The sequence below is a fragment of the Pseudomonas chlororaphis subsp. aurantiaca genome (assembly GCF_013466605.1).
GTDB classification, from domain to species: domain Bacteria; phylum Pseudomonadota; class Gammaproteobacteria; order Pseudomonadales; family Pseudomonadaceae; genus Aquipseudomonas; species Aquipseudomonas chlororaphis_I.
Window position 1 is genome coordinate 4,151,627 of the sequence record NZ_CP059162.1, and the last position, 19,379, is coordinate 4,171,005.

The following is a 19,379-nucleotide window of genomic DNA, read 5'->3' on the forward strand; positions in this document are numbered from 1 at the left end:
ACAGGAAATCAGGGATTCGATGTCGATTTTCATCTTGCTTCGGGTATACGCGGCCACCTTCTTCCAGCGCTTCGGCTGGATGGGCCTGGCCATCGCGCTCGGCGTGCATGCCGCGACCTCCTATCTCGGCCTGGTGGCCCTGGGCGAGCAGCACCTCACCACGCCCGCGACCTTCATCTACTTCTATTTCACCACCACCCTGACCGTGGGTTATGGCGACCTGTCGCCGCAATCCGCCGCTGGCCGGGTCTTCGTCGCCGTGTGGGTGATGCTCGGCGGCATCGCGCTGCTGACCGCGGCCATCGGCAAGACCACCAGCAGCGTTATCGACGTATGGAGAAAAGGCATGAAAGGCAAAGGCGACTTCACCGGCCAGACCGGGCATACCGTGCTGGTCGGCTGGGAAGGCGCGTCCAGTGAGCGGGTGATCGAATTGCTGCTGCAGGACGAAACCTCCAACGACAACCTGATCGTCATCTGCGACGCGACCCTCGACGAGAACCCGATGCAGGGCAAGGCCGCCTTCGTCAAAGGCGAAAGCCTGTCGTCCGCGGCCCTGCTGCTGCGCGCCGGGGTGCCCGGCGCCGAACGGGTGCTGGTGCGCACCAGCTCCGACGACCTGACCCTGGCCAGCGTGCTGGCGATCAACCAGTTGCGCCCCGCCGGCCATGTGGTCGCCCACTTCAACGACAGCGAAATCGCCACCCTGGCCGCCTCCTACGCGCCGAAGCTGGAGTGCACCTCGAGCATGGCCATCGAGATGCTGGTGCGCTCCTCCCAGGACCCGGGCTCCTCGGTGGTGATCAACGAACTGCTGTGCGTCGGCCAGGGCGCCACCCAATACGTCATGCGCCTGCCCGAGACTTACGAGGGCCGTTTCGCCGAACTCTACGTACGTCTCAAGGAAGGCTACAACGCCACCCTGATCGGCTACCGCGCCCGCGGCGCGCAACACCCGCAGATCAACCCGCACAGCGATACGCGGATCCAGGGCGGCGAACTCTTCTACATCGCTTCCAACCGCCTCAAGGACATCGACAATGGGATGGTTTAAACGCTTTCTGGGGCTCCAGGCCCCGGCCACCACAAGCTCGAGTTTCGCCACCGGCCCACTGGGCCTGAGCATGGGCGCGGGCATCCGCTTCGATGCCAGCCTCAAGCTGCTGCTCGCCGACAACAGCCGCGTGGCGATCCCCGGCGACCAGGCGGTCTACAGCGAAGGCCTGGTGGACCTGGGCCAGTCCGAATGGCTGTCGCGCTACTACCTGGACGACGAGGACTACTGGCTGCAGGTGCACACCAGCGGCGGCATCGACGGCCAGGTCAAATCGATCATCCTGTTCAACTACCTGAGCAACCAGGCCGTCAACAGCGAAGCCGAGCTGCGCCGCCTGGCCGGCCCGGACAGCCTGATCGGCCAGCCCACCTACAGCCTCGACGGCGTCGAGTACCAGCGCGAATGGGGCACCGAAGCCGGGCAGACCGAGCTGGTGCCGCTGCGCGAGCAGGTGTCCAAGCCGGACGAGACCTTCGCCTTCGAAAGCCACTCGATGCTCTATGCCCGTGACACCGGCCTGACCAATCGCCGCGAATTCCTGCTGTTTTCCGTGGAGCAATACGCCGACGGCAGCGTCAGCCTGGTGACCTCACTGGGCATTTCCCTGTACATGACCGACCTGCAAACCCTCTGACAAGGACCAGAACCCATGCTTGAAGCCCTTTCCATTTCCCTGAACAAATTCGCCGTGGTCGGTTTCCTGACCTACATCCTCGGGGCGGCCGTGCTGTTCGCCCTGTTCCAGTTCGTCTACACCCGCCTGACGCCGCACAAGGAGTTCCAGCTGATCCGCGAGGGCAACGTCTCCGCTGCCATCGCCCTGGGCGGCGCCATCATCGGTTTCGCCATCCCGGCGAGCAACGTCATCGCCTACTCCATCAGCCTGCTGGACTTCGCCGTCTGGGCGCTGATCGCCGCCGTGGTGCAACTGCTGGCGTTCCTGATGACCAGCCTGGTGCTCAAGGGCACTTCGCAGCGCATCCGCAACGGTGAAATCGCCGCCGGCATCTACGTCGCCGCCGTGGCCATCAGCGTCGGCCTGCTCAACGCCGCCTGCATGACCCCTTCGCAGAACTGATCGACCGCACGGAGCCCTCGATGAAACGAAGCCAATACGTTCAGCTCTCCCTGGCCGCCTCGGTGGCGCTGGCGATCTCGGGCTGCAACTCGGAGCCGGAGACCCTCGCGGTCCAGCAGAAATTCAACTTCCAGTCGGTGCAGGAATGCGTGGACGGCAAGATCGCCGTGGACGTCTGCTCCGATGCCTATATCAAGGCCATGGCGGAGCACCGCGCCCAGGCGCCGGTCTACGACAACCAGGCCGACTGCGATGCCGACTTCGTCGAAAACTGGTGCCAGATAGACTCCAACGGCAAGTTCGTGCCGAAGCTGGGCGGCTTTGAAATCAACGCCCAGGGCGCCTTCACCCGCGAGCAGTTGGCGGCGGCCGGGGTCAGCCCCGGAGCCGGACAGGGTTCGTCGCTCAGCAGTATCGACAGCGGCCTGCTCACCGGCCTGCTGATCGGCAACCTGCTCAGCGGCGGTAGCCGCAACTATTACTCCGAGCCGGTCTACCGCTATCGCGACGACCGCGGCAACTACGCCAACTCGACGCTCAACCAGCGCATCGCCAGCGGCTCGACCTTCTCCAGGTCGCGCCAGGCGCAGTCGGGCAGCGGCTTCCGGACCACCACCCGGCCGATGTCGGTGTCCTCCTCTACCTCCCGTGGCGGCTTCGGCAGCCAGGCCAGCGCCCGTAGCGGCTGGGGCGGCTCCAGCTCCTCGAGCTGGAGTTCGGGACGCTCGAGCAGCTAAGGAACCGCGCCATGAAGAAGATCCTCTGCAACGAACGCCCGGACTGGCGACAGACCGCGGAAAAACTCGGCTTCCTGTTCCACACCATCGACGGCGAAGCCTACTGGGACGAAAGCGCCTACTACCAGTTCAGCCTCAAGCAGATCGAGGACGACCTGGAAGACCCGACCACCCAGATCCATGAGATGTGCATGGACCTGGTGGACCGGGTGGTGCGCAGCGAGGCCCTGCTGGATCGCCTGAGCATTCCGCCGGCCTTCTACGACATGATCCGCACCTCATGGCTCGACGGTCACCCGCACCTCTATGGCCGCCTGGATTTTTCCTATAACGGCCAGGGCCCGGCCAAGCTGCTGGAGCTCAACTACGACACCCCCACCAGCCTCTATGAAACCGCGGCGTTCCAATGGGGCTGGCTGGAGCAGAACATCGAGCGTGGCGTGCTGCCGAGGCATGCCGACCAGTTCAACAGCATCGACACCCGGCTGCACCAGGCCTTCGCCCAGCTGGGGATCGAGCGCCCGTTCTACTTCGCCTCGATGAAGGACTCGGTGGAAGACCGCGCCACCACCGACTACCTGCGCCTGATCGCGAAAAAGGCCGGCATCGAGTCGCGGCATATCGACGTGGAAGACATCGGCCTCACCGCCGAAGGCCGCTTCGTCGACCTGCAGGACCGCTGGATTCCGCACCTGTTCAAGCTGCACGCCTGGGAGTTCATCTTCCACGAGCCCTTCGGCGCGGCGATCGCCGCCAGCGACACGCAGTTCTTCGAACCGGCGTGGAAATCCATCCTCTCCAACAAGGGCATCCTGCCGCTGCTCTGGGAGGCCCACCCGGGCCACCCGAACCTGCTGGAAACCCACCTGGACCTGCACCCGCAGCGCGACGTGCCCAGGGGCTGGGTGCGCAAGCCGTTCTTTTCCCGCGAAGGCGCCAACATCGAGTTGCGCACCCCGCAGGACGAGGTGGTCAAGGAAGACGGTCCCTACACTGACGCGCCCTACATCCTGCAGTCCTTCGCCCCGCTGCCGCGCTTTGGCGACAGCTACACCCTGATCGGCTCCTGGGTCATCGGCGACCAGGCCGCCGGCATCGGCGTGCGCGAAGACGACAGCCTGATCACCAAGGACTCCAGCCGCTTCCTGCCGCACCTGATCCTCGACTGACCTATCCGCCGGGGCGCGCAATGCGCCTCGGTCTATGACTCAACGGTTGCAGCACAATAACTATCGCCGGCATCGTTATGGCCGTTATTCAGAACTGCCTTATATAACTTTCCCCTTCATTTATCTGAGTTCCGATACAGACCTTACTTAAAGCTGAACGAACATATGATTCGTGGCAATTTAATCTTGACTTGACAGGTTGGCCTGAGTAAATTGCGCGGGCCGGCCAAACCGGCCTTTTTTCAACTCACTAAAGAAGCCAATGGACACAGTATCTAGACGCTGTCTGGTCGATGCGCTTGCGCAAGGCTGGGCACTTAACCCAGAAAATGACGGGGCTCGACTTTTCGGTCGGGTGAGCTGCGCTAGAGCTTGACGCTCCTTCGTAACTTGCCTTCACCGGAGCCAGTCCGGTCGCGAGGCAACTGTTATGAACTTCAAATCCACTGTAATGCCCGGCGTACGCACCTTTGCATCGACCATGCGGGTCAAGCCCTGCGCTGAGCGCGCGGGCGCCTCCCGGGTCGGCACCCTGTATTCCGCCCCCTCCTCGCAAACCCGGCCGCGGGCCAACTGGCGCGTCTGCCCGGTCACCTGCCGGCTCCAGCAACGCTGGAGTTTCGACGACAGCCAGGACCCTCAGAGTCGGAGCCTGGCCGGCCTCCTGATGCGGGCCGGCCTGCTGCTGAGCCTGTCCCGGGACTCGCACTTCTAGTTCAACCGAAGGCACTTCCAAGTCCTTCCTGAACGTTTTCCTTAATAAGGAATTCGGCAACTTTGTATTGCCTGCTTAAAACTAAAAGTTGGTGGCCATTATTATGGACGAAGCCAGTAGTAGGTTCGTCGTCTATTCATGTTCAGTGAATAGGCGGCGAACGTTAAAACCAATAAAACGCAACTACCTGAATCGATCGCTTACTTGCGGCTCGACATACGTTCGCTCGTCTTTGAATAGGTGAGTGGTTTGTGTGTCGTGCCGCAAGCCTGCGGTAGGAGCACACGTAATGACTACGGTAAAAACCCGCACCTCCTCCTCGCAAAACCCCACCCGCGACGACACTCGGCTGTCGATGCGGGCCGCCCGCGAAGCGCAGAACAGCCTTGGCGTGACCCTGGACAACGTCAAGTCGAACGCCAACGGCCTGACCGAACTCGACGCCGAAGGCCGCCTGCAGCGCGACGGCTTCAACGAGGTGGCCCACGACCGGCCGCCCTACGCCCTGGTGCAATTGCTGCAAGCCTTCAACAACCCGTTCATCTATGTGCTGATGACCCTGACCGGCATCAGCTTCTTCACCGACTTCTGGCTGCCCCTGCAGTCCGGCGAGGAAACCGACCTGACCGGGGTGGTCATCGTCCTGGTCATGGTCCTGGTCAGCGGCCTGATGCGTTTCTGGCAGGAATACCGTTCGGCCAAGGCCGCCGAGGCGCTCAAGGCCATGGTGCGGACCACCGCCACCGTGCTGCGCCGCGAGCAGATGGGCATGAAAGCCGCGCTGCGCGAAGTGCCGATGCGCGACCTGGTGGTCGGCGACATCGTGCAGCTGTCGGCCGGCGACATGATCCCCGCCGATATCCGCCTGATCGAATCCCGCGACCTGTTCATCAGCCAGGCGGTGCTGACTGGCGAGGCGCTGCCAGTGGAGAAGTACGACACCCTGGGCGCGGTGCAGGAGAAATCCGCCCACCGCACGGCGGCCGACCAGCAGGACCTGCTCGACCTGCCGAACATCTGCTTCATGGGCACCAATGTGGTCAGCGGCACCGCCACCGCGGTGGTGGTGGCCACCGGGTCGCGCACCTACTTCGGTTCCCTGGCGCGCTCCATCGTCGGCTCGCGGACCCAGACCGCCTTCGACCGCGGGGTCAACAGCGTCAGCTGGCTGCTGATCCGCTTCATGCTGGTGATGGTGCCGGTGGTGCTGCTGATCAACGGCTTTACCAAGGGTGACTGGGCCGAGGCCTTCATGTTCGCCCTGGCGGTGGCTGTCGGCCTGACCCCGGAAATGCTGCCGATGATCGTCAGCGCCAACCTGGCCAAGGGCGCCGCGGCCATGGCCAAGCGCAAGGTGGTGGTCAAGCGCCTCAACGCGATCCAGAACTTCGGCGCCATGGACGTGCTGTGCACCGACAAGACCGGCACCCTGACCCAGGACCGGATCATCCTCGAGCACCACGTCGATATCAGCGGCAGCCGCTGCGACCAGGTGCTGCAACTGGCCTGGCTCAACAGCTACCACCAGAGCGGCATGAAGAACCTGATGGACCGCGCGGTGGTGAGCTACGCCGAAAACAACCCGAAGTTCAGCGCGCCCGATGCCTGGAGCAAGGTCGATGAACTGCCGTTCGATTTCGTCCGCCGGCGCCTCTCGGTGATCCTCGCCGACGCCAGCGGCCATCACCTGCTGGTGTGCAAGGGCGCGGTCGAGGAAATGCTCGACACCGCCACCCGGGTACGCCAGGACGGCGTCACGGTGGCCCTCGACGCCGGGCGCCGGGCGGCGCTGCTGGAGCTGGCCGAGGAGTACAACCGCGACGGTTTCCGCGTGCTGCTGGTCGGCACCCGCGACCTGGCGCCGGGGCAGACCCGCCAGCAGTACAGCGCCAGCGACGAGCGCGAGCTGATCATCGAAGGCTTCCTGACCTTCCTCGATCCGCCCAAGGAAACCGCCGGCCCGGCCATCGCCGCGCTGCGCGAGAACGGCGTGACGGTGAAGGTGCTGACCGGCGACAACCCGATCGTCACCGCGAAGGTCTGCCGCGAGGTCGGCCTGGAAGTCGGCCAGCCGCTGCTCGGGCGCGATATCGAGAACATGGACGACGCGGTGCTCGCGCGCCTGGTGGAAGAACGCACGGTGTTCGCCAAGCTCACCCCGCTGCAGAAATCCCGGGTGCTCAAGGCCCTGCAGGCCAACGGGCACACCGTGGGCTTCCTCGGCGACGGCATCAACGATGCGCCGGCGCTGCGCGACGCCGACGTCGGTATCTCAGTGGACAGCGGCACCGACATCGCCAAGGAATCGGCCGACATCATCCTCCTGGAAAAGAGTCTGATGGTCCTGGAGGAAGGCGTGATCAAGGGCCGCGAGACCTTCGGCAACATCATGAAGTACCTGAACATGACTGCCAGTTCCAACTTCGGCAACGTGTTCTCGGTGCTGGTGGCCAGTGCGTTCATCCCGTTCCTGCCGATGCTGGCGATCCACCTGCTGCTGCAGAACCTGATGTACGACATCTCCCAGCTGTCGCTGCCCTGGGACAAGATGGACAAGGAGTTCCTGCGCAAGCCGCGCAAGTGGGACGCCAGGAACATCGGGCGCTTCATGCTGTGGATCGGGCCGACCTCGTCGATCTTCGACATCACCACCTACGCCCTGATGTGGTTCGTGTTCGCCGCCAACAGCGTGGAAATGGCTGCCCTGTTCCAGTCCGGCTGGTTCATCGAAGGCCTGCTCTCGCAGACCCTGGTGGTGCACATGCTGCGCACCCAGAAGATCCCGTTCATCCAGAGCACCGCGGCGTTGCCGGTGATGCTGATGACCGGCCTGGTGATGGCCCTGGGCATCTACGTGCCGTTCTCGCCGCTGGGTGAAATGGTCGGCCTGGTACCGCTGCCGTGGGAATACTTCCCTTGGCTGGTCGGCACCCTGCTGTGCTACTGCGTCGTCGCCCAGACCATGAAGACCCTCTACATCCGTCGCTTCAAGCAATGGTTCTGAGGACTTGAGCCGGGACCGCGTCATCGGCCGCAGCAAGGCATATGACGCGGTTCTTCCGATAGCCAGTGGCGCGCCAATCGCGGGCAAGCCTCGCGCCTGCGGTTCTGTGCCGTCCGGAGAACAACCATGAAACCGATCACCGAACGGCTGGCTCGTGGCGAGCGCAGCTTGCGCGCCCTGCTGGTCAGCACCCTGGAAGGTATCGCCGCGCTGATCACCCTGGTCGGCATCCGGATGTATGCCCGGGGCCTGTTGAGCCGCGGTGCCATTCGCCTGCTGCTGGGCCTTGCCAGCGCCATTCATCGCCGCTGCATCCGCCTGCTGCGATCCGCCAAGCCATGAAACACACAAGGGAGAGTCCTCATGTCGGGAACTACTCTGCTGATCAACCTCGCCGGCTCCATCGCCCTGCTGCTGTGGGGCACCCAGATGATTTCCTCGGCGCTGCTGCGCGGCTTCGGCACCCGGTTGCGCCAGTGGCTGGGGCAGCACCTGAACAACCGCTGGATGGCCCTGCTGTCCGGCATCGCCATCACCGGGGTCCTGCAAAGCAGCACCGCGGTGAGCCTGATGGCCAGCTCCTTTACCGCCACCGGCACCCTGGGGCTGGCCCCCGCGCTGGCGGTGATGCTCGGGGCCAATATCGGCTCGACCCTGGTGGTGCAACTGCTCAGCGTCGATATCTCGATCCTCACGCCGCTGGTGTTGCTGGCGGGCTTTATCGTGTTCCGCCTGCGCGACGACTCGCGCTTTGAAAGCCTCGGCTGCGCGCTGATCGGCCTGGGGCTGATGCTGCTGGCCCTGCGCATGCTCGGCGCTACCTTAGGCGAAGTGGAAGGCACGCCGGTGTTCGCCGCGCTGATGCGAGGCCTCGACGGCGACCTGCTGATCGCCCTGCTGGCGGCGGCGCTGCTGACCTGGCTGTGCCATTCCAGCGTCGCCGTGGTGCTGCTGGTGGCGTCCCTGGCCGCCACCGGGCTGCTGTCGTCGGTGACCGCCATGGCCCTGGTGCTGGGGATCAATATCGGCGGCGCCCTGCCGTCGCTGCTGAACGCCGATTCCAGCGTCGCCCGGCGCCTGCCCCTGGGCAATCTGCTGGTACGTCTCAGCGGCGCCGCCGTGCTGCTGCCGTGCCTGCCCTGGATCGCCCAGAGCGCGCCGGTCGCCGCTCTCGATGCCAGCCTGCAGGTGGTCTACCTGCACAGCCTGTTCAACCTGGTGCTGGCGCTGTTGTTCATCGGCCTGACCGGGCCCATGGCAACCTTGCTCAACCGCCTGCTGCCGGAGCCGCCGCGCGACGTCGACCCGGGCATGCCCCACTACCTGGACGAAGCCGGCCTGGCGGTGGCCAATATCGGCCTGTCCAACGCCGCCCGCGAAGCCCTGCGCCTGGCCGACATGCTGTCGCTGATGCTCGACCGGGTGCTGCGCCTGTTCCAGGCCTCGACCCCGGCCGGTGCCGATGAAGTGCGGCGCATCGACCAGTCGCTGGACCTGCTCAGCGCCGCGATCCGCGCCTACCTGGCGGATATCGGCCAGGACGGCATCAGCGACCAGGACGCCGACCGCGCCCAGGAAACCCTGCTGTTCGTGATCAACCTGGAACACGCCGGCGACATCCTCTCCAGCAGCCTGACCCAACTGGCGGCGCGCCGGCTGCGGCGTGGCGAGCAGTTCTCGGTGTTCGAACTGGACTGCATCGAGCCCTTGCACCAGGCCGTGGTGGACAGCCTGAGCCTGGCGATCACGGTATTCCTGCGCGAAGACCTGGCCAACGCCCACCAACTGGTGAACCGCAAGGAACTGGTCAGGCGGCTGGAAGCCGACGCCAGCCGCGAGCACTTTCGCAGCCTGCGCGAAGACCGCACGGCCTGGGCCGAGTCCGGCGACATTTTCCAGCGGGTGCTGCGCGACTACCGGCGCGTGCACCATCACATCGCGGCCCTGGCCTATCCGGCGCTGGAGCGGGCCGGCGAGCGCGACCTGGATAACGCCGAGCTGGGCGATGTGCTGCTGGACAACCCGTTGAGCATCCAGCCGACGGCGCAGGAGCGCGCACGATGCGTGTCCTGATCTGCGCGGGGCGCCATTACGCCGACGTCCAGCTGTGCCGGCGGGTACTCGACGCCTTTCAGCGCCTGCATGAAGTGCAGGTGCTGATCCACGGCGGCAGCCAGTTCCTCGGCGCGGAGATAGAAGACTGGGGCCGGGAGATCGGCGCCGACATCGTGCGTTACCCGGCCAACTGGCAGCTGCACGGCAAGTTCGCCGAACGCCTGCGCAACGCCTTCATGCTGCGTGACAGCCGGCCCGACCTGGTCATCGCCCTGCCCGGCGGCGACGACACCGAAGAGCTGGTGGCCCTGGCCAGGGCCGCCGGCATCCAGACCCTGTCAGTGGGCGACTGGCAATGACCCTTTTCCCCACTCGACCACGGAGCGGCCCGCGCAGCGCGACCGCTTCCCATGCCTTAGCGAGAACCGCCATGTCCAAGTACAACCCTTCGCGCAATAACCGCTTCGCCAGCCTCACCCGCGACCTGCCCCCGGCGAAACGGCGCATGCTGCGACGCAACCTGATGTTCGTCACCATTACCCTGAGCCTGATCGGCCTGCTGACCCTGGTCGCCAAGGCCAACGCCGCGGGCGGCGCCTATGTGGTGGACGACGGCGCGATCAACGCACCGGGGGAATGCAACCTGGATCTCTGGTACCAGAGCCTGCGCCACCAGGGTTCCAACCATGGCGCGGTATTCTCCCCGGCCTGTACCTTCGCCGGCCTGCCCTGGTTGCAGGTGGGTGCCACCATCGAGCGCAGCCGCGAGGACGGCCACGGCGAAACCCAGCTGAGCCCGCAACTCAAGGCGCAACTGTGGAACCGCGAAGACCTGGGCCTGCAACTGGCGCTGGCGACGTCCGCGCATTTCGCCCTCGACCGCGGCCACTCGTTCGACGGTGGCGACATCAGCCTGCCGCTGACCTACCAGCCCCTGCAAAGCCTGCGCCTGAACTTCAACGCCGGCTGGGCCCACACCTATGACGACGGCCAGCAGAACCATCGCTGGACCTGGGGCAGCGGCTTGGAATACGACCTGGGCGAACGCCTGACCCTGGTCGCCGAACGCTACGGCCAGCGCGGCGGCGAACAGGCCTGGCAAGCCGGGCCACGCTTGCATCTGGGGGCGAACCTGGACCTCGACCTGGTGCTGGGCGGCCAACTGAACGAAGGCCGCGACCGCTGGCTGACCAGCGGCGCGACCTTGAGGTTCTAGAGGCTTCTGGCGGTGTACCTGACACACCGCTTCACGCACAAGCTGCGCGAAGGCAGCTTCTGTAGGAGCCAAGCTTGCTCGCGAAGCGCCGTGTCAGATGTACCGCAGCGTATCTATCGCCAGCAATCGAGCGTCGACCGGCTGCTCCTACAGAAGCAGGACGCCTGTCTATCGGGTCAATGCAGCCTCAGCGTATATCGCTGCGCCGATACAGGCTCAGGCCCACCGCCAGGACTGCGAGCATGCCGGCACAACTGCGGTTGATCCACAGCATCACCCGCGCGGAGAAGGTGCGCATGGCATAGCGCCCGCCAAAGGCGTAGGTCGCCATCATCACGCAATTGATCGCCGTGCTGACCAGCGCCAGGATCAGGTACTGCTGCGCCACCGGCTGGTCGGGACGCACGAACTGCGGCAGGAAGGCCGAAAAAAACAGCAGCCCCTTGGGGTTCGACAACCCCACCAGCAACGACCGCACAAACGCGCCGCGCCCGCTGCTGGCACTGCCGCGTGTCTGCGCGGCCAGAGCCTGGGTCGGTGCCTTCCACAGCACCCACGCCAGGTACAGCAGATACGCAGCACCGCCCCACTTGACCAGGGAGAACAACTGCTCGGAGGCTTGCAGCAACGCACCCAGGCCGCAGCCCACCGCACCGATCAGCAGCAGGTCGGACAGCATCGCGCCAGCCATGCCGCAACCGGCGATGCGCATACCATGGGTGGCACCGTTATTGAGAGCCAGCAGCATCGACGGCCCCGGGGTCATCATCACCGCGCTGACGGTGACGACGTACAGAAACAATGTGGTGGCGTCCATCCGAACCCTCCTTAAAACCACAGGTACAACAGGTCGGCCAGCATACACCAGGGGCTTTCAGCCCGGCAGCGACGCGCCCCAGTCCGCCACCTGGCGGGCGCTGATACTGACGCCGCCGCACACCACGATCACCACGTCCCGCGCCGCGGCGATGGCCGGGTGATCGAGGTAGGCCACCGCCAGCGAAACGCCGCAGGCCGGTTCCACCAACTGCCGCAGATCGTCGGCATAACGCACTACACCGAGGATCGCCTCGGCATCCGACAACACCAGCGACTGATAGGGAAAGCCCTGGATCTGCTGCAACGGCCAGGCCGCCACCTGGGCCGCGCCGAGGGAACTGGCGACGGTGTCGATCTTCGCCAACTTGACCGGGTGCCCGGCCGCCAGCCCCGCGGCAAAGGAAGCGCTGCCGGTGGTTTCGCAGGCGATGATCCGGCAGTCCTGGCGCTGATGGCGCAACAGGCCGGTGAGGATACCGGCCAGCAAGCCACCGCCGCCCACCGACGCAACTATGGTGTCGACCTGCGGACAGTCTTCGAGGATTTCATCGACCATGCTGCTGTGCCCTTGCCACAACACCGGGTGGTCGAAGGCCGGCACGTATTCACTGTCGGCATCGCTGCTCAGTTGCAGCGCACGCTCGTTGGCCTGGTCCCAGACCTTGCCGTGCACCAGCACCTCGGCGCCGGTCCGGGCGATGCGTTCGCGGGTGGTTTGTGGGGTGGTCTGCGGCACCACGATGCAGGCTTGCAGGCCGAGGCTGGCCGCCGCCATCGCCGTGGCCAGCCCGGCATTGCCGCCGGAGGGACAGACCACGCGGCGCTTGCCCTGCTGCGCGGCCTGGGAGCAGAGCAGGCCCAGGCCACGCATCTTGAACGAGCCACTGGGTTGCAGGTTTTCCAGCTTGAGCCAGATGCGCCGGGTGGCCGTGGACAACCCGGGATGCAGGATCAGGGGGGTGCGGATATGCAGCATCATGGGCTCCTTGGAGGAAGACGGGCGTCTTGCAACCATAGATGCTCAGGCCTGCCTATGCCGCCCTCCCCCTGGCCGCTCGCCGGTCAGCGAATCGGCGGTACGCGAATGTCGCCTTTGCGGCACTGGGTGCGCACGCCCTTGCCGCAGGCCCCGAAGCCCAGGTTCTTGTCCAGGCAGACCCGCACTTCGGAGAGTTCCGGACCGCTGCACAACACCGCTACGCCCTTTTCGGGAATACCCGGGTTGGCCTGGCGAAACAACTGCTCGATCTCCCGGGCCTCGAAGTAATGCACGGTGATCGAAGGTTCCAGTACTTCAGGAATCTTCACCTTGCCCAGGGCCTGGTCGGAGGTCTCCAGGTAACCCATGGCGCCCAGCCCGCTGCAGGTGCCGTGCTTGCTCCATTCATGCTCCAGCAGCTTGCCAGTCGGGAACATAGTCAGGCCCTTGGCCCGCTCTTCGGCGGTCAGCGGGGTCAAGGGCGGGCAGGATTCCGGCCAGCCGCCCTTGGCGTATTGCGGCCACAGGCCATGCAGGACAAAACCGTAGCCCTTGCCGGAGCACTGCTCGTTTTCCGGATGGGTCAGGCAAAAGGTCGGCGACCAGGACAGCGACAACAGGTAGTAGTCGAACACCCCGGCGACCGAGTCGCGCTGCTGCCGCGCCTCCCGTGCCTGGCCGACACCGACGGTGCAGATCATCAGCGCGGCCAGCGCCGCGGTTGCGAAAAGTTTTCTCATAGACCCTCTCCTTGGGATGGGGCGGTAGGTGAACGACCCCGTAGTGACCTGGCCGGTATCGGCCAGCCCCCTTTCTTGGCACGGGGCTGTTGCAGGAAGATGACAGGCCGCCTCCCCCACGGGGAAGCTGGCCGATGCTAGCGAAGCGTTTTAGCAGACAGATCGGGTTGGCGCCATGGCCAGCGGGCAGCGTCTACGGAATGACCGGATTTATGGCTCCTACAGAAGCGGCTGCGGGTGAACGAAATAACGATCGTTGGCGCCAAGTGCGCAAGATCGTTCAAGCCATTCCTGTCGTGGGCTGGCACAGTCGGTTTCCGTTCCTTGATTGCAGGCTGTCATGTCCAGCGTTCTTCTTCCCCGCGCCGCATTCCTGCGCGGCGCCGTTGCCATCATGCCGCTGTCCCTGGCCACCGCGCCCTGGGGCCTGCTGGCGGGTTCCATGGCCATCGAGGCCAATCTCACGCCCCTGCAAGGCCAGGGCTTGTCGAGCATCGTCTTCGCCGGCGCCGCGCAACTGGTGGCGATCGGCATGCTCAAGGGCAGCGCGGGGATCTTCTCGATCCTGCTCACCACCCTGCTGCTGACCTCCCAGCACCTGCTATACGGCATGAGCCTGCGTTCGGTGATTTCGCCGCTGCCGGGGCGCTGGCGGGTCGGCCTGGGCTTCCTGCTCACCGATGAGCTGTTCGCCCTGACCAGCCAGCACGACAAGCAGCAGTTCGACCGCTGGTACGCCCTCGGCGTGGGCCTGACCTTCTACATCGCCTGGAACCTGTTCACCCTGGCCGGCATCGTTCTCGGGCGCGCCATTCCCGGGCTCGAACACCTGGGCCTGGACTTCTCCATCGCCGCGACCTTTATCGCCCTGATCACCCCGTTGGTGCGCAACGTGCCGACCGTGGTCTGCGTGGCGGTGTCGCTGTTCTGCTCGGTGCTGCTGAGTTACTGGCAATGGGGCTCGGCCCTGGTGCTGTCGGGCCTGCTGGGCATGACCGCGGGTTTTCTCTGCAACAAGTTCTACCGGGAGCGCACATGATGGTCTGGGCAGTGATTTTCGGCATGGGCTTGCTGGTGTTTCTCAACCGCTATGTGTTTCTCGAACCGCGCCTGCCGGTGCGCCTGAGCAGCAACGCCCGGCAATTCCTCGGGTTTGCCGTACCGGGCATGCTCACGGCGATCTGCGGGCCGATCGTGTTCATGCCCGAGCACCAGCTGAACCTGGCGTATGACAATCCGTACCTGATCAGCTCGCTGGTGGCCATCGTCCTGGTGATCTACACCCGCAACACCCTGGTCAGCATGCTGCTGAGCATGGCGTTCTTTTTCCTGCTGCGGTGGTGGTTGTAAGAGCCAGTTTGCTGGTGACAGGCACCACGCGGTGTGCCTGGTGCGACGCCTCGCGCGCAAGCTGCGCTCCTACAGAAGCAGAAGCCAATGTTCACTGCTGGTCTCTGCTTCTGTAGGAGCCAGGCTTGCCGGCGATGGGGGCGACGCGGTGCAACTGAACACACCGCCTCGCGAACCACCGACCGCTGACGCCCCCATTACGACGCCTTGGCCTCCCGCAACAACTGCTGGATCACCTGCTCCTGCGCCTCGTAACTGCCCTCGCCAAAGTGGCTGTAGCGCACCTGCCCGCGGGCGTCGATAAAGTAGTGGGCCGGCCAGTACTGGTTGTCGAAGGCACGCCAGATCGCGTAGTCGTTGTCGATGGCCACCGGGTAACCGATATCCAGCTTGCGCACCTGGGCCTTGACGTTGTCGATGACCTTTTCGAAGGCGTACTCCGGGGTGTGCACGCCGATCACCACCAGCCCGTCCTTGGCATATTTTTTCGCCCAGGCGTTCACATAGGGCAGGCTGTGCTGGCAGTTGATGCAGTCGTAGGTCCAGAAGTCCACCAGCACCACCTTGCCGCGCAGGGCTTCGGCGTCCAGCGGCGGCGAATTCAGCCATTGCACCGCGCCATTCAACGAAGGCATCGGGCCTTTGCTCGGCAGCGTCTCGGCGGGTGCAGCGCCGGCCTTGTCGATCAGGTAATCCAGGGCCTTGGGCACGGTCTTCAGCAGGCCTTGTTCGAGGGCCGCGCCGCCTTGCGATGAAGTGCTGGCCAGCAGGCGGTTGTCCACCCCGCTGCCGATCGCCACGGCCGCCAGCAACACCAGGCAACCGGCGGCGCGACGCAACCAGGCGGTGGCCGGCAGGGACGGCTTGAGCCGGTTGACCAGCCCTCTTCCGGCGAAGATCAACAGCCCCAGGGACAAGGCACTGCCCAGGCCGTAGGCCAGCAGCAACAGGCTGGTCTGGGCGCTCGCCCCTTGCAGCATGGCGCCGGTCAGGATCACCCCGAGAATCGGCCCGGCACAGGGCGCCCAGAGCAAGCCTGTGGCCACCCCGAGCAGCAGCGCCGCCAACGGCCCGGAAAGCTGGCGCGCCCGGTCCAGGCGCAGGCCATCCAGGCGATTGCCCAGGCTGACCCAGGGCCGCGCCAGCCAGTTGCCGAAGCGGGCGAAGATCAGCGACAGCGCGAACAACCCCAGCACGACCAGCGCCAGCTGGCGCCCGATGCCATTGGCGCGGACGATCCAGTCGCTGCTGACCACCGCCAGGCTCGACACCAGGGCAAAGGTCAGCGCCATGCCGCCGAGGGTCAGCAGCACCGAGCCGCGCGAGCGGTCGGCCCGGGCGAACAGGAACGGCACCACCGGAAGAATGCAGGGGCTGAGGATGGTCAGGACCCCGCCGAGAAACGCAATGAGCAACATGGCATCACCTGTGATCGGTCAATGTCCCGCCCGCCATCGGCGGCGGGCGTATTCAGGGGTGGCAGGCCCGGTTCAGGCCTGGTTGTCGGCGTGCATCCCCTGCGGGGTGCGCTCGTAGCCGCCTTCGGCCAGCCAGTTGTGCGGCTGCAAGGTGCTGGCTTTCAAGGTGCTCGCTTTCAAGGCGGCAGGCTTCAAGGGGCTGGCACTTGAAAGCGGGCTGAGCTGGAAGCAGGTCGAGCAGGATGAGTCGGCGGCGCTGGCATCCACGGCCACGCCGGCCAGGGTCAAGGTCAGGGCAAGCAGGCAACTTTTCAGGGCGTTCATGGGCGAATCCTCATGGCGAACAGGTGATAGGACAGGGAGTGTGTTCAGTTGCCGTCGTTACAGTTATTGGCGAACTTGCGGTAATCCAGGGCCTGGGTGCGGCCCTGGGAATCAAGGTAGGTCATGCGCGCATTGACCACGCCGCAGGTCGGCTCGGCGTCTTCGGTCATCGACAGGACTTTCTGGATATCCAGCTGGGTGCCGTAGCTGTAGGTTTGGGCCTGCACGGTGCTTTCGGCGCGGGCCGACAGGGTGCAGATGTTCAGGGCGGCGAACAGGCAGGCGGCGTAGAGGGCGGTGCGTTTCATGATGTGTTCCTCGGGCGACAATGGGTTTGGGTGGCGAGGCAGTAGCTGTGCCTCGATGGAGCCCATTGAATGCGCGGGAGGTATCGCGCTTGTGTCGGCGAACCGCCCTTGCGGTCTCCCTGCGTATCCACGCCGCCGGGGGATACAGAGCGATACAAAAGCGTCGGAAAAACCTTGTTTTGCATCGCCGTGTGTTCAGCCAGGCGCCAGATACACTGCAATACAAAAGCCCGCAGGCAGGCCCGCCCGGGCCCTATAGACTAGGCAGCACGACCCTATACAGAGGCAGCCCCATGGATCATGTCGATCACGTATTGATAGTCGATGACGACCGCGAAATCAGAGAGCTGGTAGGCAACTACCTGAAGAAGAACGGCCTGCGCACCACGGTAGTGGCCGACGGCCGGCAGATGCGCAGCTTCCTGGAAACCACCCCGGTGGACCTGATCGTGCTCGACATCATGCTGCCCGGCGACGATGGCCTGCTGCTGTGCCGCGAGCTGCGCGCCGGCAAGCACAAGGCCACGCCGGTGCTGATGCTCACCGCGCGCAACGACGAGACCGACCGCATCATCGGCCTGGAGATGGGCGCCGACGATTACCTGGTCAAGCCCTTCGCCGCCCGCGAACTGCTGGCGCGAATCAATGCCGTGCTGCGCCGCACGCGCATGCTGCCGCCGAACCTGGTGGTCACCGAGAGCGGCCGCCTGCTGGGCTTCGGCCGCTGGCGCCTGGACACCACCGCACGCCACCTGCTGGACCAGGACGGCACCATGGTCGCCCTGAGCGGCGCCGAATACCGGCTGCTGCGGGTGTTTCTCGACCATCCGCAACGGGTGCTCAACCGCGACCAGTTGCTCAACCTGACCCAGGGCCGCGACGCCGACCTGTTCGACCGCTCCATCGACCTGCTGGTCAGCCGCCTGCGCCAGCGCCTGCTGGACGACGCCCGCGAACCGGCCTACATCAAGACCGTGCGCAGCGAGGGCTATGTATTCTCGCTGCCGGTGGAGATCCTCGAGGCCGCGTCATGAAGCTTGCGCTGCACTGGCCGCACACCCTCGCCTCGCGGCTGTCGCTGATTTTCCTGGTCGGCCTGGCGCTGGCCCAGGGCCTGTCGTTCGCCGCGCAGTCCTACGAGCGCTACCAGAGCGCGAAGATGACCATGCTCGGCAACCTGGAGAGCGACGTCTCGACCTCCATCGCCATCCTCGACCGCCTGCCCGCCGCCGAGCGCCCCGCCTGGCTGCAACGCCTGCAACGGCGCAACTATGGCTACCTGCTCAGCGCCGGCGAACCCGGCCAGCCCCTGGACGGCGAGGATGTACCGGTCTCGGTGTACTCGATCAAGAACGCCCTCGGCCGCGACTACGAGCTGGCATTCAACAACATTCCCGGCCCGCGCCAGCACTATCAGGCCCACCTGCGCCTGGCCGACGGCAGCCCGGTGACCATCGACGTGCGCCCGGCGCTGATGCCGATGTCGCCCTGGCTGCCGGCGGTGCTATTGGGGCAGTTGCTGGTGTTGATCCTCTGCGCCTGGCTGGCGGTGCGCATCGCCGTGCGCCCGCTGACCCGGCTGGCCCAGGCGGTGGACAGCCTCGACCCCAATACCCACGGCGTGCACCTGGACGAAAAGGGCCCGATCGAAGTGGTGCACGCGGCCAAGGCCTTCAACGCCCTGCAGGCGCGGATCGGCGCCTACCTCAAGGAACGCATGCAACTGCTGGCGGCGATCTCCCACGACCTGCAGACGCCGATCACCCGCATGAAACTGCGCGCCGAGTTCATGGACGACTCCGCCGAGAAGGACAAACTGTGGAACGACCTGAGTGAAATGGAGCACCTGGTGCGCGAGGGCGTGGCCTATGCCCGCAGCATCCATGGCGCCACCGAGGCCAGTTGCCGGATCGACCTGGATGCGTTTCTCGACAGCCTGGTGTTCGACTACCAGGACACCGGCCAGGACGTCGAGCTGGCGGGCAAGAACGGCGCGCTGATCGACACCCGCCCCCACGCCTTGCGCCGGGTCCTGGTGAACCTGGTGGACAACGCGCTGAAGTTCTCCGGCGCGGCGCGGATCGAAGTCCAGGCGCAGGCCGGCGACCGCCTGTCGGTCAAGGTCCTGGACCGTGGCCCGGGGATCAGCGAAGAGCAGCTGGCCGAAGTGCTCAAGCCGTTCTATCGGGTGGAAAGCTCGCGCAACCGCGACACCGGCGGCACCGGCCTGGGCCTGGCCATCGCCCAGCAACTGGCGGTGGCCCTGGGCGGCTCGCTGCGCCTGAGCAATCGCGAAGGGGGCGGCCTGTGCGCCGAACTGATCCTGGTCAGCGGCAAGGCCAGTCTCTGAACGCTTTGCTACACAGGCATACATAACCGCCCTTTGCCGACACAGCCGATATACACGGCC

At 65.3% G+C, this 19,379-nt stretch carries 21 protein-coding genes; 15 read left to right on the top strand and 6 right to left on the bottom strand.

What is annotated here, in order from left to right; genetic code table 11:
• Window positions 1-19: 19 nt before the first annotated feature.
• From H0I86_RS18665 to H0I86_RS18715, 11 genes are all read left to right on the top strand, one after another.
• Complete coding sequence (locus tag H0I86_RS18665; protein ID WP_180921636.1) at window positions 20-1,054, top strand: potassium channel family protein; 1,035 nt, start codon at window positions 20-22, stop codon at window positions 1,052-1,054.
• On the top strand, window positions 1,041-1,691 hold the full coding sequence (locus H0I86_RS18670; protein ID WP_009048683.1) for a DUF2491 family protein: 651 nt from the start codon (window positions 1,041-1,043) through the stop codon (window positions 1,689-1,691). The genes H0I86_RS18665 and H0I86_RS18670 overlap by 14 nt, the downstream gene beginning before the upstream one ends.
• 15 nt (window positions 1,692-1,706) lie before the next feature.
• The gene (locus H0I86_RS18675; RefSeq protein ID WP_009043573.1) at window positions 1,707-2,135 is read left to right on the top strand and encodes a DUF350 domain-containing protein; all 429 of its coding nucleotides are present in this window, start codon (window positions 1,707-1,709) and stop codon (window positions 2,133-2,135) included.
• Between the two features lie 20 nt (window positions 2,136-2,155).
• Window positions 2,156-2,872 (top strand): DUF1190 domain-containing protein, encoded by a 717-nt coding sequence (locus tag H0I86_RS18680; RefSeq protein ID WP_180921637.1) that lies wholly within the window; start codon window positions 2,156-2,158, stop codon window positions 2,870-2,872.
• An 11-nt stretch (window positions 2,873-2,883) separates the two neighbouring features.
• Window positions 2,884-4,041, top strand: a complete 1,158-nt coding sequence (locus H0I86_RS18685; RefSeq protein ID WP_180921638.1) for a glutathionylspermidine synthase family protein — start codon at window positions 2,884-2,886, stop codon at window positions 4,039-4,041.
• A 430-nt stretch (window positions 4,042-4,471) separates the two neighbouring features.
• Complete coding sequence (locus H0I86_RS18690) at window positions 4,472-4,756, top strand: hypothetical protein (protein WP_180921639.1); 285 nt, start codon at window positions 4,472-4,474, stop codon at window positions 4,754-4,756.
• Between the two features lie 289 nt (window positions 4,757-5,045).
• The gene (gene mgtA / locus H0I86_RS18695) at window positions 5,046-7,760 is read left to right on the top strand and encodes a magnesium-translocating P-type ATPase (protein ID WP_180921640.1); all 2,715 of its coding nucleotides are present in this window, start codon (window positions 5,046-5,048) and stop codon (window positions 7,758-7,760) included.
• 126 nt (window positions 7,761-7,886) lie between these two features.
• Window positions 7,887-8,102, top strand: coding sequence for a hypothetical protein (locus tag H0I86_RS18700; RefSeq protein ID WP_180921641.1), 216 nt, complete (start codon window positions 7,887-7,889; stop codon window positions 8,100-8,102).
• A gap of 21 nt (window positions 8,103-8,123) precedes the next feature.
• The gene (locus tag H0I86_RS18705; protein ID WP_180921642.1) at window positions 8,124-9,833 is read left to right on the top strand and encodes a Na/Pi cotransporter family protein; all 1,710 of its coding nucleotides are present in this window, start codon (window positions 8,124-8,126) and stop codon (window positions 9,831-9,833) included.
• Window positions 9,821-10,174: a DUF2493 domain-containing protein gene (locus tag H0I86_RS18710; RefSeq protein ID WP_180921643.1), complete on the top strand. Its 354-nt coding sequence runs from the start codon at window positions 9,821-9,823 to the stop codon at window positions 10,172-10,174. The genes H0I86_RS18705 and H0I86_RS18710 overlap by 13 nt, the downstream gene beginning before the upstream one ends.
• Window positions 10,175-10,245: 71 nt before the next feature.
• Window positions 10,246-11,031 carry a PA4824 family protein gene (locus tag H0I86_RS18715; protein ID WP_180921644.1) on the top strand — a complete coding sequence of 262 codons (786 nt, stop codon included), beginning with the start codon at window positions 10,246-10,248 and terminating at the stop codon, window positions 11,029-11,031.
• A gap of 187 nt (window positions 11,032-11,218) precedes the next feature.
• Here the strand turns inward: H0I86_RS18715 and H0I86_RS18720 are convergent, their stop codons facing one another.
• The 3 genes from H0I86_RS18720 to H0I86_RS18730 form a co-directional block, all read right to left on the bottom strand.
• The gene (locus tag H0I86_RS18720; protein ID WP_180921645.1) at window positions 11,219-11,848 is read right to left on the bottom strand and encodes a LysE family translocator; all 630 of its coding nucleotides are present in this window, start codon (window positions 11,846-11,848) and stop codon (window positions 11,219-11,221) included.
• A 57-nt stretch (window positions 11,849-11,905) separates the two neighbouring features.
• The gene (locus H0I86_RS18725; RefSeq protein WP_180921646.1) at window positions 11,906-12,826 is read right to left on the bottom strand and encodes a pyridoxal-phosphate dependent enzyme; all 921 of its coding nucleotides are present in this window, start codon (window positions 12,824-12,826) and stop codon (window positions 11,906-11,908) included.
• A gap of 86 nt (window positions 12,827-12,912) precedes the next feature.
• Window positions 12,913-13,569 (bottom strand): ribonuclease T2 family protein, encoded by a 657-nt coding sequence (locus H0I86_RS18730; protein WP_180921647.1) that lies wholly within the window; start codon window positions 13,567-13,569, stop codon window positions 12,913-12,915.
• A 340-nt stretch (window positions 13,570-13,909) separates the two neighbouring features.
• Between H0I86_RS18730 and H0I86_RS18735 the strand changes: the two genes are divergently transcribed.
• Both H0I86_RS18735 and H0I86_RS18740 read left to right on the top strand, forming a co-directional pair.
• Complete coding sequence (locus H0I86_RS18735) at window positions 13,910-14,608, top strand: AzlC family ABC transporter permease (RefSeq protein ID WP_180921648.1); 699 nt, start codon at window positions 13,910-13,912, stop codon at window positions 14,606-14,608.
• The gene (locus tag H0I86_RS18740; protein ID WP_009043562.1) at window positions 14,608-14,919 is read left to right on the top strand and encodes an AzlD domain-containing protein; all 312 of its coding nucleotides are present in this window, start codon (window positions 14,608-14,610) and stop codon (window positions 14,917-14,919) included. Before H0I86_RS18735 ends, H0I86_RS18740 begins: the two co-directional genes overlap by 1 nt.
• 197 nt (window positions 14,920-15,116) lie before the next feature.
• On the opposite strand, the gene H0I86_RS18745 is transcribed toward H0I86_RS18740, so the two are convergent.
• The 3 genes from H0I86_RS18745 to H0I86_RS18755 form a co-directional block, all read right to left on the bottom strand.
• On the bottom strand, window positions 15,117-16,337 hold the full coding sequence (locus H0I86_RS18745) for a cytochrome c biogenesis protein DipZ (RefSeq protein ID WP_180921649.1): 1,221 nt from the start codon (window positions 16,335-16,337) through the stop codon (window positions 15,117-15,119).
• Between the two features lie 72 nt (window positions 16,338-16,409).
• A complete protein-coding gene (locus H0I86_RS18750) occupies window positions 16,410-16,661 on the bottom strand; it encodes a hypothetical protein (protein WP_180921650.1) in 252 nt (83 codons plus the stop codon).
• Between the two features lie 44 nt (window positions 16,662-16,705).
• Complete coding sequence (locus H0I86_RS18755) at window positions 16,706-16,969, bottom strand: DUF2790 domain-containing protein (protein WP_180921651.1); 264 nt, start codon at window positions 16,967-16,969, stop codon at window positions 16,706-16,708.
• A 293-nt stretch (window positions 16,970-17,262) separates the two neighbouring features.
• Between H0I86_RS18755 and H0I86_RS18760 the strand changes: the two genes are divergently transcribed.
• Entirely contained in the window at window positions 17,263-18,003 is a 741-nt protein-coding gene (locus H0I86_RS18760) for a response regulator (protein WP_009048666.1), read from the top strand.
• The gene (locus tag H0I86_RS18765) at window positions 18,000-19,319 is read left to right on the top strand and encodes an ATP-binding protein (protein WP_180921652.1); all 1,320 of its coding nucleotides are present in this window, start codon (window positions 18,000-18,002) and stop codon (window positions 19,317-19,319) included. The genes H0I86_RS18760 and H0I86_RS18765 overlap by 4 nt, the downstream gene beginning before the upstream one ends.
• The last annotated feature ends 60 nt before the right edge of the window (window positions 19,320-19,379 follow it).